14 protein-coding genes are annotated in these 14,285 nt (G+C 32.4%); 7 read left to right on the forward strand and 7 right to left on the reverse strand.

Annotated elements, in window-relative coordinates; all coding sequences use genetic code 11:
• Window positions 1-53: 53 nt before the first annotated feature.
• Window positions 54-1,199, reverse strand: a complete 1,146-nt coding sequence (locus H526_RS0112280) for a methionine aminotransferase (RefSeq protein ID WP_027393271.1) — start codon at window positions 1,197-1,199, stop codon at window positions 54-56.
• 205 nt (window positions 1,200-1,404) lie between these two features.
• Here H526_RS0112280 and H526_RS0112285 point away from each other — a divergent pair, with 205 nt between their 5' ends.
• The 6 genes from H526_RS0112285 (at window position 1,405) to H526_RS0112310 (ending at window position 6,395) form a co-directional block, all read left to right on the forward strand.
• A complete protein-coding gene (locus H526_RS0112285) occupies window positions 1,405-2,070 on the forward strand; it encodes a succinate dehydrogenase cytochrome b subunit (protein ID WP_027393272.1) in 666 nt (221 codons plus the stop codon).
• A gap of 10 nt (window positions 2,071-2,080) precedes the next feature.
• Window positions 2,081-4,096 carry a fumarate reductase/succinate dehydrogenase flavoprotein subunit gene (locus tag H526_RS0112290; protein WP_027393273.1) on the forward strand — a complete coding sequence of 672 codons (2,016 nt, stop codon included), beginning with the start codon at window positions 2,081-2,083 and terminating at the stop codon, window positions 4,094-4,096.
• 5 nt (window positions 4,097-4,101) lie between these two features.
• Window positions 4,102-4,848 (forward strand): succinate dehydrogenase/fumarate reductase iron-sulfur subunit, encoded by a 747-nt coding sequence (locus tag H526_RS0112295; protein WP_027393274.1) that lies wholly within the window; start codon window positions 4,102-4,104, stop codon window positions 4,846-4,848.
• 176 nt (window positions 4,849-5,024) lie between these two features.
• Complete coding sequence (locus tag H526_RS0112300) at window positions 5,025-5,213, forward strand: hypothetical protein (protein ID WP_027393275.1); 189 nt, start codon at window positions 5,025-5,027, stop codon at window positions 5,211-5,213.
• A gap of 155 nt (window positions 5,214-5,368) precedes the next feature.
• Complete coding sequence (locus H526_RS0112305) at window positions 5,369-5,788, forward strand: hypothetical protein (protein ID WP_155839682.1); 420 nt, start codon at window positions 5,369-5,371, stop codon at window positions 5,786-5,788.
• 40 nt (window positions 5,789-5,828) lie between these two features.
• Complete coding sequence (locus H526_RS0112310; RefSeq protein ID WP_027393277.1) at window positions 5,829-6,395, forward strand: hypothetical protein; 567 nt, start codon at window positions 5,829-5,831, stop codon at window positions 6,393-6,395.
• Here H526_RS0112310 and H526_RS0112315 read toward each other — a convergent pair.
• Both H526_RS0112315 and H526_RS29070 read right to left on the reverse strand, forming a co-directional pair.
• Entirely contained in the window at window positions 6,384-7,205 is an 822-nt protein-coding gene (locus tag H526_RS0112315) for an NAD(P)H-binding protein (RefSeq protein ID WP_027393278.1), read from the reverse strand. The two genes, H526_RS0112310 and H526_RS0112315, sit on opposite strands and share 12 nt — an antisense overlap.
• Window positions 7,189-9,588, reverse strand: a complete 2,400-nt coding sequence (locus H526_RS29070; RefSeq protein WP_081415613.1) for a M28 family peptidase — start codon at window positions 9,586-9,588, stop codon at window positions 7,189-7,191. The genes H526_RS0112315 and H526_RS29070 overlap by 17 nt, the downstream gene beginning before the upstream one ends.
• A gap of 312 nt (window positions 9,589-9,900) precedes the next feature.
• Here H526_RS29070 and H526_RS0112325 point away from each other — a divergent pair, with 312 nt between their 5' ends.
• Window positions 9,901-10,371: a CBS domain-containing protein gene (locus H526_RS0112325; protein WP_027393279.1), complete on the forward strand. Its 471-nt coding sequence runs from the start codon at window positions 9,901-9,903 to the stop codon at window positions 10,369-10,371.
• Window positions 10,372-10,377: 6 nt separating this feature from the next.
• Here the strand turns inward: H526_RS0112325 and H526_RS29075 are convergent, their stop codons facing one another.
• The 4 genes from H526_RS29075 to H526_RS0112345 all read right to left on the reverse strand — a co-directional run bounded on the left by H526_RS29075 (window position 10,378) and on the right by H526_RS0112345 (window position 14,214).
• The gene (locus H526_RS29075; RefSeq protein ID WP_027393280.1) at window positions 10,378-11,094 is read right to left on the reverse strand and encodes a hypothetical protein; all 717 of its coding nucleotides are present in this window, start codon (window positions 11,092-11,094) and stop codon (window positions 10,378-10,380) included.
• A 1-nt stretch (window position 11,095) separates the two neighbouring features.
• Window positions 11,096-11,446: a hypothetical protein gene (locus H526_RS0112335; RefSeq protein ID WP_027393281.1), complete on the reverse strand. Its 351-nt coding sequence runs from the start codon at window positions 11,444-11,446 to the stop codon at window positions 11,096-11,098.
• A 129-nt stretch (window positions 11,447-11,575) separates the two neighbouring features.
• Entirely contained in the window at window positions 11,576-13,051 is a 1,476-nt protein-coding gene (locus H526_RS0112340) for a cellulase family glycosylhydrolase (RefSeq protein WP_027393282.1), read from the reverse strand.
• Between the two features lie 260 nt (window positions 13,052-13,311).
• Entirely contained in the window at window positions 13,312-14,214 is a 903-nt protein-coding gene (locus H526_RS0112345) for a histone deacetylase family protein (RefSeq protein ID WP_027393283.1), read from the reverse strand.
• Between the last annotated feature and the right edge of the window lie 71 nt (window positions 14,215-14,285).

Below are 14,285 nucleotides of genomic sequence, written 5' to 3' on the forward strand. Positions count from 1 at the left end.
TTAAAATGTTACTCTATAAATTGAGCTTTTAGTGCTTATATATTAAGATAAGATTAAATACTACACAATATTTCTGCAGCGCTTTTTAGAGTATCATCCGTTTTTGCAAAACAAAACCTAAGTACTTTGTCATCTTGTTGATTTAGATTAAATACTGAAATAGGTATAGAAGCAATTTTGTATTCTTTTGTTAACCTTTCTGCGAAAGTTACATCTCCCTCATCCGTAATATTGGAGTAATCTAATAATTGGAAATAAGTCCCGGCAGCTGGGACGTATGAAAATCGAGAATCTTTAATTAATGATAAAAATAAGTCTCTTTTTTTCTGATAAAAATTAGGTAAAGACATATAATTTTCAGGAGTTTTTAAATATTCGGCTAAGGCGTATTGCATAGGGTGATTACTACAGAACACATTAAATTGATGTACTTTTCTGAATTCTTCCATCAACTCTTTAGGAGCTATACAGTATCCCATTTTCCAACCAGTAGTATGAAATGTTTTTCCAAAAGAAGAAGTGATAAATGCTCTTTCGGATAATCCCGGAAACCTGGCAACACTTTGATGCGGTTGACTGTCAAAAATTATATGTTCATATACCTCGTCACTAAGTAAAATAATATCTGTGCCTTTTAATAAGTTTTCTAGTTTTAGCATATCCTCTTTGGATAAAATTGTTCCTGTAGGATTATGAGGTGTGTTGATAATAATCATCTTTGTTTTAGAAGTAATTTTATTAGCTACTTCGTGCCAATCAACGGTAAAGTTAGGAGTGGATAATTGTACAGGAATAACTTTACCCCCAAAAAGTTTTACTGAAGGTTCGTAAGAATCATAAGCAGGTTTAAATATTATAACTTCATCTCCTTGGCGGATAAAAGCAGAAATAATAGTAAAGATCGCTTGGGTTGCACCTGAAGTAACGGTTACTTCAGTATCGGGGTGATAATTACTATTATATAAAGTATTTGTTTTTTCCGCAATGATTTCTCTAAGAGATACCAGGCCAGGCATAGGAGCATATTGATTATATCCTTTTTGCATTGCGTTAGTAACCAAATTCGTTAGTTTACTATCCGTTTCAAAATTTGGAAAACCTTGAGACAGATTAATTGCTTTATATTCATTTGCCATATTACTCATAACAGTAAAAATAGTGGTGGATACTTCTGGAAGTTTGGAATGTATGTGTCGCATGAGATAAAATTAATATGATTATAAAATGCAGTATTGTCTTTTGTTCAAAGTTAGCACTATATTTCAAACGATTTCGTAATGAATCCTCAACAAAATTTGAATTCTATTTTAATTCATTATAAATACTGCATTACTGTATCAAAATCTTGTTAAAAACAAGTTTGAAGCTTATTTTTGCTAATCAAATTTTTAAACATTCTTAATAATGAGTGGATTGATAAAATCTTCAATAGCTAGAAAGGTTGCGATGGCACTTTCGGGACTTTTCTTAGTATTTTTCTTATTACAGCACTTTACGATCAATTTTACTTCTATTTTTAGTCCGGATACTTTTAATGAGTTGTCTCATTTTATGGGTACAAATCCTTTGGTTCAATTTGCGCTGCAACCCGTATTAATTTTTGGAGTAGTTTTCCATTTTGTAATGGGATTTATTTTGGAAGTAAAAAATAGAAATGCAAGAGCGGTTAAATATGCAAAATATAGCGGTGGGGCTAATGCTTCTTGGATGTCACGAAACATGATTCTTTCAGGTTTGGTAATTTTAGCATTTTTAGGATTACATTTTTATGATTTCTGGATTCCAGAAATGGTTCATAAATATGTAGAATTTGCACCAGAAGATCCAACTCGTTATTATCACGAGCTCTTAGAGAAATTTGTAAGTCCAGTACGCACAGGAATATATGTGCTTTCATTTGTTTTCTTAGCATTACATCTTTGGCATGGTTTCGCGTCTTCCTTTCAATCAGTTGGTTTTAATAATAAATTTTCTGTGGGAGCGACTAAGTTTGCTAAAGTGTTCGCTATTATAATTCCTCTTGGATTTATAATCATATCCTTGGTTCTTCATTTTAATCATAATCATTAAAACCACTATTATGTCAATTTTAGACTCTAAAATACCAGAAGGTCCACTGGCTGATAAGTGGACAAAACATAAAAATACAATTAACCTGGTAAATCCGGCAAACAAACGTAATATTGATGTTATTGTTGTTGGTACTGGATTAGCAGGTGGAAGTGCTGCTGCTACGTTGGCAGAACTTGGTTATAACGTTAAAACATTTTGTTATCAAGATTCTCCAAGACGTGCACATTCTATTGCAGCACAAGGAGGAATTAATGCTGCAAAAAATTATCAAGGAGATGGAGATTCTAATTATCGCCTTTTTTATGATACTGTAAAAGGAGGAGATTATAGATCAAGAGAAGCAAATGTATATAGATTAGCAGAGGTTTCAGGAAATATAATCGATCAATGTGTTGCACAAGGTGTGCCTTTTGCACGTGAATATGGTGGATTGTTAGATAATAGATCATTTGGTGGAGTATTAGTATCTCGTACTTTTTATGCTAAAGGACAAACTGGACAACAGTTATTACTTGGAGCATATTCTGCAATGAATCGCCAGATTAATAGAGGTAAAATACAAGCTTTCAATCGTCACGAGATGTTAGATCTTGTAAAAATAGACGGTAAAGCTAGAGGTATTGTAGCCAGAAACTTGGTAACCGGAGAAATCGAACGTCATTCTGCACATGCAGTAGTATTGGCAACTGGAGGATATGGAAATGTATTTTTCTTGAGTACCAATGCAATGGGTAGTAATGTAATGGCAGCTTGGAGAGCACATAGGAGAGGAGCCTTTTTTGCAAATCCTTGTTATACTCAGATTCATCCTACATGTATTCCTGTATCAGGTGATCATCAATCGAAGTTGACACTGATGTCTGAATCCTTGCGTAATGATGGAAGAATTTGGGTTCCAAAGAAAAAAGAAGATGCTGAGGCTATTCGTGCAGGTAAATTAAAACCTACACAATTATCTGAGGAAGAAAGAGATTATTATTTAGAAAGAAGATATCCTGCATTTGGAAATTTAGTTCCACGTGATGTAGCTTCTAGGGCTGCAAAGGAACGTTGTGATGAAGGCTTTGGAGTTAATAAAACAGGTGAAGCTGTATATCTTGATTTTGCGGCTGCAATCCAACGATACGGAAAAGAAAAAGCATTAACTTCTGGTATTCATAATCCAACTGCAGAACAGATATTGGAATTTGGAGAAAAAGTAATAGAGGATAAGTATGGTAACTTATTCCAGATGTATGAAAAGATCGTAGATGAGAATCCTTATAAAACACCAATGATGATTTATCCTGCAGTACATTATACAATGGGAGGTCTTTGGGTAGATTATAATTTACAGACAACTGTTCCTGGATGCTATGCAGCTGGAGAAGCTAACTTTTCTGATCACGGGGCAAACAGGTTAGGTGCTTCTGCTTTAATGCAAGGTTTAGCTGATGGATATTTTGTATTACCATATACAATAGGAGATTATTTATCACATGATATTAGAACAGGAAAAATACCTACAGATACTCCAGAGTTTGATCAAGCAGAGAAGGATGTAAAAGATCGAATCGAAAAGTTAATGTCTGGATCTGGAGAGCATTCTGTTGATTATTACCATAAAAAATTAGGTAAAATCATGTGGAACAAATGCGGAATGTCTCGTAATGAGAAAGGATTAAAAGAAGCAATTGATGAAATTGCTGTTTTAAGAGAGGATTTTTGGAAAAATGTAAAAGTTCCTGGAGATGCTAATAGTATGAATCCAGAGTTAGAAAAAGCAGGAAGAGTTGCAGATTTCTTAGAATTGGGAGAATTATTTGCCAAAGATGCTTTAGACCGTAATGAATCTTGTGGGGGACATTTTAGAGAAGAGTCTGTAGAACAATCTGGAGAACAAAAAGGAGAAGCATTGAGAGATGATAAAAACTTTAAGTATGTTTCTGCTTGGGAATACAAAGGGGAGCCTAAAGATGCTGTACTTCATAAAGAAGATTTAGTATTTGAAAACATTGAATTAAAAACACGTTCTTATAAATAAAAGCTATGAATCTTACATTAAAAATATGGCGTCAAAAAGATGCTCAATCTAAAGGAAAGATAGTAGAGTATCCGATATCTGGAATTGAAGGAGACATGTCTTTTTTAGAAATGCTAGATGTGTTAAATGAAGAATTAATTACCAAAGGTGAAGAGCCTGTAGTTTTTGATCACGATTGTAGAGAAGGTATTTGTGGAGCTTGCTCTTTACAGATTAACGGAGAACCTCATGGACCAGATAGATTAGTTACTACTTGTCAGTTACATATGCGAAAGTTCAATGATGGGGATACTATTTTTATAGAACCTTTTAGAGCACAGGCATTTCCTGTCGTAAAGGATTTAATGGTAGATAGAAGTGCTTTTGATAGAATTCAACATGCTGGAGGTTATATTTCGGTAAATACTTCTGGAAACACTATAGATGCGAATGCTATTCCAGTAAATAAAGAAAATGCAGATGATGCTTTTGCCGCAGCAACTTGTATTGGTTGTGGAGCTTGTGTAGCCGCTTGTAAGAATGCTTCTGCGATGTTATTTACATCAGCAAAGGTATCTCAATATGCATTGTTGCCACAAGGACAAGTAGAAGCGACTGAACGTGTAATGGCTATGGTAAATCAAATGGATGAAGAAGGGTTTGGTAATTGTACGAATACAGGTGCTTGTGAGATAGAGTGTCCTAAAGGTATTTCTTTAGAGAATATAGCACGTATGAATCGAGAATATCTAAAAGCAAGCTTGAAAGGATAGTTTATTAAGTACATACATAAACAAGAGGAAAACTCCAAATCAATTGATTTGGAGTTTTTTTTTGAAAAGGAATGTTTTTTGTGGTAACATTTTTCGAACTAAAGACATTAATTAATAGATGATACGTTAAGTTAAATGATTTATATAATTATGGAGTAAATTCGCCTGCTAAGTTTATGGATCATGAAAAATATTATATCGAGATTGATGGTAAGATGGTGCATCTTAAAATGAATAAAAGAAAGATTGTAAAATCTTTTCCTGGCAAACAAAGTGAGTTAAAAAGTTATATAAATAAAGAAGGTTTAAACTTTAAGAAGGAAGTGGATTTAGTTAGATTGGTGGCATATTATGATACGCTATAGGTAAAATTTTGTTAAACGCTAAAACTCCAAATAGCTTAATATTTGGAGTTTTTAGATAATCCCCGAATGCAATGTATAAAATTATATTCTATTTAATTGTCCTACTTATCCTATCAGCTAGTTGTACGGAAAAGGATGCAGTAAGTCAGGATATTATGCGAGAAGTAGAAGGTCTGGTTACAAATGATGAAAGAAGGTTTTTCTTAGAAGAAATACAGCAAGTGAATTGGAAGATGCGTAAACAGATTAATGATATTGAAATGGTATATGGTTATGATAGTAAAGAAAGAAAAGAAGCTTTTCAATTGATGTTACAAACTAATAAAATTAATCTACAAAAAATTGAATTATATTTAAAAAAGTATGGCCATCCATCTGCTGCAGTGCATGGAGATTTGGCAGCAAAAACTCCTTATATTATAATTCATCATTCAGGAAACTTAGCATCTAAAGAGCGAAATTTTGAGCATCTCTATAAAGCATATAAGCATGGAGATTTAGGACCAAGCAATTTTTCAGTTTTTTTAGGTAAATATTACACTTCAAAATTCGATAAACAATATAATTTACCTTAGTTTTTGAAATAGATTAGGGTTTCAATATTAAAGAAGTATCATGAATAAGGTTATATATTGCTTGATCTTTATATTAATATTAGGTTGTAATAAGGAAGATAAAATAAGCAAAGAAATTGTTCTTGAGGTTAAGTCTTTGTATACTAATGATGAGAAGATGGCTTTTTTAGAGGAAATACATTTACAAGATCAAAAAGTTCGTAAGAATCTTGCCGAAGTAGAGCTAGAATTTGGGTATGATAGTGATGAGAAAAAGGGAGCGATACAGCGGATGATTAAAAATGATCGAATTAATCTTCAAAAAATTGAACTGTATTTGCAGGAATATGGGCACCCGTCTAAAGATACACTAGGAGAACTAGCGGCTGGAACTCCCTGGATCGTTATTCATCATTCAGGAAACATTGAGTCAAGGCAAAGAAACTTTACCTATTTGTATAATGCTTACTTAAATGAAGATCTTAAACCCGGTAGTTTTTCATTTTATTTAGAAAGGTTTCATCGTATGAAATTTGGTAATCGATTTACACTTCCTAATCCATATAAACAAGAACAATTAATTGATTCTTTAATCAAACGTTTAGATTTATCAGGCTTAACTAAATAAATACAGGTTTCTTTTAAAGCTGTATTGCAAGTCGTGTTGTAATTTTTTTGAATCAATAATTTTTCCTTTTGACGGAGTGTCAAAATCATAATCGGGAACGGGTAATTCCATTTGTTTACAGATTGCACTATAATAGGCCGATTTTTCAGGATGATCAGGGTAAGATGCATTAAAGGTTTTATTCCATTTGTCGAGCTTGATAATTTTTTCGATAATTCCAATACAATCTTCCCGATGGATAAGATTTACTGGGGCTAGAGGGTTTTTAATATTTTTCCTTTTAGATAGCATTGTTGCCGGATGCCTTCTAGAATCAAATAAACCTGCAAAACGAAGTATAACAACATGAAATTTTTTATTTTCTTGTAATAGTTTTTCTACTTCTATTAGCTGTTTTCCTGCATTTGTAATAGCATTAGGAGTAGTTTCTTGCGTAATTAGAGGGAAACCATCTTCGTCAGAAAAAACGGAGGTAGAGCTTATAAAAATTACTTTTTTAATTGTTGATGTTTCAATTAAAGGAACTAATTTTCTAATTTTAGCTACGAAGTTACCTTCAGGATTTCTGCGTAATCCTGGTGGGATATTAATAATTAATATGTCACTTCCATCGAGAAAAGACTGAGTGTTGCCCTTAGGCCCATTTTCAGTTATTTCTAACAGATACGAGTCAATCCCTTCATTTCTAAGGTTGTCTAATTTACTTTCTGTTGTAGAAGATCCCTTAATTATGTAGTTTTCTTTTAAAAGAGCTTTGGCTAAAGATAATCCTAGCCACCCAGTTCCTAATACACTAATTTGTTTGTTCATTATCTTCTGATAGATTTGAAGATTGATTGGTTTGCAAAGATGCGGAATCTTTGATTTTTTCGACATATTCTAATGTCAATGTTTTCTTAATAGTTATGGCATCATTTAATACAAATGGTTTTGGAATCATCGTTTCAGAACGCTTAGGAATAGAAAATAAATCGTTTTCTAGCAGGTCATAAGAAGATTCATAAAGAACAATCTCTGGAACTGAATCTTTATGAAATTCCATTTTTAATTCTAGTGATTCATTATTCCTTAGATGATACGTCAGTAAGCGATTACCAGTACGTTCAGTAAAAGAGTTTTTTACAAAACCATCTTTGCCAGTTATATCTTTAGCAGAAATTCCATTTGCAGATAGCTTATTAAATTTAAAAGATTTTCGGATAAATAAATCCATTCTATTAATATTTCTCTGTGGTCGTATGCATAAATCTAAAATTCTTGTATCTCCTTGTATACTATCAAAAGAAGTTTCTATTTTCGAAGAACTAATGTTTTTTAAAGGAGCTTCGTTAACATAGTTAAAAGAATTACTGTACTTACTTTCGATAGTGTTTTGATTCCAATCTTTAGCAATGTTTTTAAGGCGGTCAATATAGTTTTTAGTCCAAGAGTCTAGCGTATGATCATAAGATGCCCAATATGCTTTGTTATTGTCCTCATGTATGATGTAAACCAAACTGTTAGGTTTTTGTCTTTCTTTGGTAAAATCTGATTTAAAATGAGATGTACCAAGACAGGCTAAAGCAATTACGAAAGCAACTGTACCCAACATACTTTTCTTAGTATAAAAACCAATCACTGGTAATAATAATGTACATAATAAAACTGTAAGTACAGAAGAAGCAAACGTTATTTTTAATCCTAAGGCCACAGGGAAAGTCGCAATAAAAGGTGCCATCATAAAAATAGAAGGTAGACATAGAATTAGCATCAATAAAGGAAATGGTCTCTTTTGGTTAATCAATACAAATTGACATAATAAACATAATAATACCGGAATGATAAAATAGCTTGCACCTTCTAAATATACAGCAGCAGCTCCGCAGATTAGTATCCAAAAAAATAATGGAGCTACTAATATACTTGGCAGTTCTTCTACATTATTAAAGATACTGTATACTTTAAAAAATGCTGCTATAGCAAGGAATATAGCTCCAGCTATATAGTAATATCCATTGTATGGAAATCCATGTAATATGTCGTGATACTCTGGGTATATTATTAGCACTAATTTCCATAGCCCAAAACCAAGTACTCCGGCTAATCCTGTTGAAATAATAAATGCTAAAAATCCACTTCCTACTTCACTAAAATTAATACGAAACCTTGCCTTTCCATAGACAATAAGTCCAATAAAAAGAAAAATGGCTATTCCAAGTAGAGGATAAATCCATTTAAATGGATATTTAATGATTTTGAATATTGGAATATTAAAATATAAAAAGTCTTGTTCTGATTTTAGGTTAGAAATATTAGCATCAGAAAAATAGGTTAGTAATGGCATTAAATAACTACCCTGATGTTGTAATGTGTTAAGGTCAAGGTTTTGCCAAGTATCATTTGCTGTGTGATAATCAAAATGATCATCGATGAAAGCAAAATTGTACCCTTCAATATTTCCGTGTTTTCTAAAAACGGTTAGGTCCGTATCGTTAGGAAGTAGTTTATAAATACTATAGGCTAGAGAGTTTGTTACAGGGAATTTAGGGTCGGCTTTGATGAATTCTTCAATCATTTTACCATTTTTACCATTGGTTTCCATTAACATAAAAGAATTTCCTCCACTTCCTCTAGCTTCAAAATTAAGTACTAATCCGATATCTTTTGCCCATTGGTGTTCCGACACAAATAAATCTGCACCATTTAGCCCTAATTCCTCTGCATCTGAAATACAAATAATAATATCGTTAGTCGGAGTTTTATTTTGACTTAAATATGCTCTAATACTTTCTAAAATGGTCGCAACACCGCTTGCCGCGTCACTCGCACCATAAGAAGAGTGTTGACTACTATCGTAATGTGATAATAAGAGTAAAGCTTTTCCAGGTTTGGCACCTTTTATTTTTGCTATGATATTTTGGGGTTTACTCATTGTCCCTTTATCGCCCAAGGAAAATCCTTCTTGAATTTCTGGAGATAAACCTAATTTTTTAAGTTCTTCTAGGATATAGTTTTTTGATTCTTCATGCCCTGAGCTTCCTAAATAATGTGGTTTTTTAGAGATTTTTTTAACGTGCTCTAATGCTCTTAATGTAGAGAACTCTTGTTCTGGTGTGTCCAAACCTGATATTTGTTGAGGCATACTACTGTAAAAGGTATACCATACAGATAAAAGAATGCATATGAACGTGATTACTGAAAGAATTTTTTTCATCAGTTTTTAGTTTGTTTTGTTAGTCTAGATAAAAGTATATCGTCTAAGATTTGAATAGAAGAAGACAAGTTTTTAATAAGTAATAGAAATAAACTCACTTTTGTCAAATTGATTCTTATTTCCCTCATTTGTTTAATATCCTTTAAGATAGTTTACGCGAACCATATTTTTTTAGGAAATATCTAAATTTTGATGATTCGAATAATTTTGATAAAGGTAATAAAATCAGATTTTACCATCGTAAATGTTAAAATGCTATTGAATAAGTAATTGAAAATGACTATATTTAAGATTCACTAAATCACTATTATTATGGGAATTATAAGTTTTCAGGGCGCGAGAACCAAGGTAAAAAAGCAGGATAATACTCCAATTAAAGTTTCAGATTACATGACCAGAAACTTGATCACTTTTTCTCCAGAACAATCTGTAATGGAAGTGATGGAAACCTTAATAAAACATAAAATTTCTGGAGGTCCAGTAGTTAATGAACGAAATGAATTGTTAGGAATTATTTCTGAAGGAGATTGTATTAAACAACTAAACGAAAGTCGTTATTACAATATGCCAATTGACGATGCTAATGTAGAAAGGTTTATGGCAAAAAATGTGGATACCATAGACGGTAATATTAGTATTTTTGATGCTGCTAATAAATTCTTAGAGAGTAAAAGAAGGCGTTTTCCAATATTGGAAAATGGTAAGTTAGTAGGACAGATAAGTCAAAAAGATGTTATGAAAGCAGCTTTACAGATGAAAGGCCAAAACTGGAGAGACGTATAAGTAAGTTTAAGTCGTTTTTTTTGATTTTTTTGCTTTAGAAAGATCAGTAATGATAAGTTTATGTTCGCTATCACCTGATATGTACATACTTTTGGAAGAATATCGGTCAAAGTTATGATCGGATTCTTTCCAATTTCCTATACCCAATATTGTAATCTCTTCACCTATTTCTATCGCTCCTTCTTTATAACGAATACTTTTATTAAAGCCTAAAAACCCTGTGCTTTCTTTTCCATGAGATTGAAGGAACTTTTCTAAAAAAGCAGGTGCATCTTTCCAAGTTCCAGAAGTGTATTCAACATCTTGATCGAGGTATGTGATTTTACTTTTTTTCGGGATATTTGTGTCAATAATTGCCTTATTTCCGTCACTTTCTAGAATGAAATTTTGATATTTTTCTTCGGTAATGATTGTTCTCCAAGAGCTGTTTTTTCCATTACTTCTTTTTTCTTCTACCTGAATTTTATAATACAAACATTCTCTTTTTCCAATAGGCGAAATTAAATGTTGATCAATAGGTAAAGCTTTACCCTTAACTTTAATGTATTCGTTTTCTTTACAAAGAGGGATTTTTTTAAAAGAGTGTTTTTTTAACTTCCTTAGCATCCTATTTTTCTTACTATAAACTTGAGATAGAATAAAAAAAACGATAATGCCGAATAGAAAAATGAAAAAGAATCCACTATCTCCTATAGCCATTAATTGAAGTTTTAAAAAAGACATATTAGTTATTTCTTTTTACTAAAGCATAGTATTCGTTTTCTAAAGGAAGATATCCCTGATCATAAACGAAGTAATATACTGTTCCAACTTTTGTAGTATAAATACTGGTGAAAAATTGAAAATCAAACCCTTTAGCAATTAACTTTGATTTGGTAGTTTTTGTTTTTTCTTTTGGATTGAGTTCCTCTAGAATGCGGTAGTTTTTTCTAAGGCGGTTATTGATATTTCGTACTAAGTTTTTACTATCCTTATTAAGTTTATTATTGAAGGCATTTCTGCAATAATCACTACAGAATTTTTTGTCAGCGCGACCAATAATTTTTTCACCACATTCTGGACAGTCTTTTTGCATAAAGTATTATTTGATAGCAATATACAATAATCCGATTTAATCGTTTGTAAATGGATAATATAGGGGTTAAAAAAATGGAGTACACTAATTAGTATACTCCATTTTTTATTGGATATGATAAAAGATCTATTATTGAATGATTATTTTTTTAGTGAACGTTTCTTTGGAGTTAGTAATAGTGATTTTAGAAAGATATACTCCAGCAGTTAGTTTAGAAACATCATATAAATAGCTATCAGAAGATAAAATTTCTTGTGCAATATGATCCACTTTTCTGCCATTAAGATCATAAATACTGATAGAATTAATACTACCCTGTTTAAAGTTGAAATTTAATGTTTGAGATACTGGATTTGGGTATACGCTAAAAGAAATATCAGAAAGATCATCTACCGCTAATACGTTACCTGCAGAACAATTAGGGATTGGATTTGATAAAATGGGCTGTAAATAATCCATTTTCCATTGCACTACTGTGCTCCAATCATCAGCCAAAATACCTCCAGTATCACCAGAATTAGGATTTAATGCCCAAAACGTAAAGTGTAATTTCTTTTCTTTGATAAAATCTATAAACTTGGCAAACCAGATTTCATCTAATCCTCCTTGCCCCTTAATTCCTAATTCTCCAACGAGTAGAGGAGAAGTTCCGTTTGTATTTAAGAAGTTAAATTGTTCTTCCCAGATTCCCGGCATATTATCAGGAAAATCTGGTGCAGAAAACCACTCCTGTTCAAATACGGTAGGACCATATTCGTGAGGTGAATACATCAATTTATTTGGATTACTTAACGTAATAGGGTAATCTCTGGCTCCTTGCAGATTTCCTCCCCACCAATATGATGTTTCTGTACCATCTGGTTTTGTGTATGCTTCAATCCCTTCAACCATGATTAGTACATTTGGGTTTACTTCTAGGATAGCATTACCACACTTTTCGGCTGCTAATCGCCAGTCGAAAGCATCATTAGTTCCCCATCTAGCACCTTCTGGATTATCAATTTTACCGTTTGGTTCATTATTAATATCCATTCCGATAACGGCATCAAAATTCTTATAACGATCTGCTATAAACACCCAGTCATCAATCCATTGTTGTTCGGGTACATTATCGGTATACCATAATTTTTCAACGAGGTATGCATCAGGGTTTCTAGAATGACAATCTAGGATTACTTTCATATCGTTTTCTTGGCACCATTGGATTGTTCTATCTAATAGCTCTAATGGAGTTGTAAAAGTTGATTCTTCTTCATTCATAGGTGTTACTCCGGTATAAGGATCAGAACCATAAGAGCCAATGTTTATTGAAGCACCATCTCTTAACATCATATTATGCCAAGGTATTCTAAAGCAATTAAAACCAAGGTCTTTAGACTGTTGTAGTACACTTTTATGATCTCGAGACCAGATTCCATGAAAACTACTGAGTTGTGTTTCGAATCCGAACCAGTTAACACCTGCTAGTATTACTTCGTTACCATCGGCATCTAATAATTTGTTGCCGTTTACAGTTAACCAATTGCCGGGACAATCTTCTTGAGAAATAACGTATTTTGATGACATTAAAACTGTCATCAGAAATAGGATGTAAATTTTTTTCATTTTAGTTAAGCTTAGTTATGATTTGTATAACAGCTATAACGATTGCGTAAAAACTTTTAGTATTTCATTATTGATTCTATTTTTGATAAATATCATTTTTATTAAAAAGCTTTTAATGGTATTGATTTTTAAAGTTTTATGCACTAAAACTTTATGTTAAATGAGAATTTGTTACATGGATTTTTCGTTTGTAGGTATACTATGATAAGGAGGTGTAGTATAAAACTTATATTATTAAAAACTTGCAAGTTTTGTTTGTATTAGAAATAGATTTCTTGCGCTAATCTGAAGGTATTAGCATGCGCCTCAATAATAGTCTTAATATCTGGAGAGTATCCTCCACCCATTGAACACATTATCGGAATAGAATGATCCTTACAAGTTTGTATTACAAATCGATCTCTTTCTTTGCAGCCTTTTATAGTACACCCCAATTTACCCAATTTATCGGAGCCTAAAATATCAACTCCACAGAGGTAGTATATAAAATTGGGTTTTTGTGTTTTAATAAGTTTAGGGAGTGTTTCTTTCAGAATTTTTAGATAGTCTTTATCTTCTGTTCCATTAATAAGTGGAATATCTAGGTCAGACTGTTCTTTTTTAAAAGGATAATTGTTTGCTCCGTGCATGGAGAATGTAAATACATTTGGATCATTCTTAAATATTTCTGCAGTGCCGTTTCCTTGATGCACGTCAAGATCTATGATTAGTATTTTCTTTGCTTTTTGCTGTCGTAATAAATATCTAGCAGCAATAGCTTGATCATTTAATAAACAAAAAGCTTCGCCACGATTACTGTAAGCGTGATGTGTTCCTCCAGCGATGTTCATAGCTATACCGTACTTCATTGCATATTCTGAAGCTTTAATAGTGCCATCAGCAATAATCACTTCTCGATCAACGAGCTCCTGCGATAGCGGGAAACCAATCTTACGTATCGCTTTTCGATCTAATGTAAGCTCAGTAAGTTCTTGATAATATTCTGTGGTATGAACTGCTAAGATAGGCTTAGAATCAGGTATTTCTGGGATAAAAAAGTGTTCTTGATTGCAAGTACCTTCATGTAATAATTGCTTAGGCAATAGCTCATACTTGATCATCGGAAAACGATGCCCTTCTGGTAACGGATGTTTGTATATAGGATGGTATGCTATTTTTAGCATTTAGATAAGGCATTAATCATTTACTTAATGAATACGAAGATACTATCTTTGCTAAACAACCAATTACCTTT

Origin of the sequence: Aquimarina latercula DSM 2041, from assembly GCF_000430645.1 — a bacterium.
Lineage (GTDB): Bacteria > Bacteroidota > Bacteroidia > Flavobacteriales > Flavobacteriaceae > Aquimarina > Aquimarina latercula.

Excerpts from the sequence above, each read along its gene's own strand:
- H526_RS0112280 (WP_027393271.1), bottom strand. The coding sequence starts at position 1,199 with ATGCGACACATACATTCCAAACTTCCAGAAGTATCCACCACTATTTTT.
- H526_RS0112285 (WP_027393272.1), top strand. The coding sequence starts at position 1,405 with ATGAGTGGATTGATAAAATCTTCAATAGCTAGAAAGGTTGCGATGGCA.
- H526_RS0112290 (WP_027393273.1), top strand. The coding sequence starts at position 2,081 with ATGTCAATTTTAGACTCTAAAATACCAGAAGGTCCACTGGCTGATAAG.
- H526_RS0112295 (WP_027393274.1), top strand. The coding sequence starts at position 4,102 with ATGAATCTTACATTAAAAATATGGCGTCAAAAAGATGCTCAATCTAAA.
- H526_RS0112300 (WP_027393275.1), top strand. The coding sequence starts at position 5,025 with ATGGATCATGAAAAATATTATATCGAGATTGATGGTAAGATGGTGCAT.
- H526_RS0112305 (WP_155839682.1), top strand. The coding sequence starts at position 5,369 with ATGCGAGAAGTAGAAGGTCTGGTTACAAATGATGAAAGAAGGTTTTTC.
- H526_RS0112310 (WP_027393277.1), top strand. The coding sequence starts at position 5,829 with ATGAATAAGGTTATATATTGCTTGATCTTTATATTAATATTAGGTTGT.
- H526_RS0112315 (WP_027393278.1), bottom strand. The coding sequence starts at position 7,205 with ATGAACAAACAAATTAGTGTATTAGGAACTGGGTGGCTAGGATTATCT.
- H526_RS29070 (WP_081415613.1), bottom strand. The coding sequence starts at position 9,588 with ATGAAAAAAATTCTTTCAGTAATCACGTTCATATGCATTCTTTTATCT.
- H526_RS0112325 (WP_027393279.1), top strand. The coding sequence starts at position 9,901 with ATGGGAATTATAAGTTTTCAGGGCGCGAGAACCAAGGTAAAAAAGCAG.
- H526_RS29075 (WP_027393280.1), bottom strand. The coding sequence starts at position 11,094 with ATGTCTTTTTTAAAACTTCAATTAATGGCTATAGGAGATAGTGGATTC.
- H526_RS0112335 (WP_027393281.1), bottom strand. The coding sequence starts at position 11,446 with ATGCAAAAAGACTGTCCAGAATGTGGTGAAAAAATTATTGGTCGCGCT.
- H526_RS0112340 (WP_027393282.1), bottom strand. The coding sequence starts at position 13,051 with ATGAAAAAAATTTACATCCTATTTCTGATGACAGTTTTAATGTCATCA.
- H526_RS0112345 (WP_027393283.1), bottom strand. The coding sequence starts at position 14,214 with ATGCTAAAAATAGCATACCATCCTATATACAAACATCCGTTACCAGAA.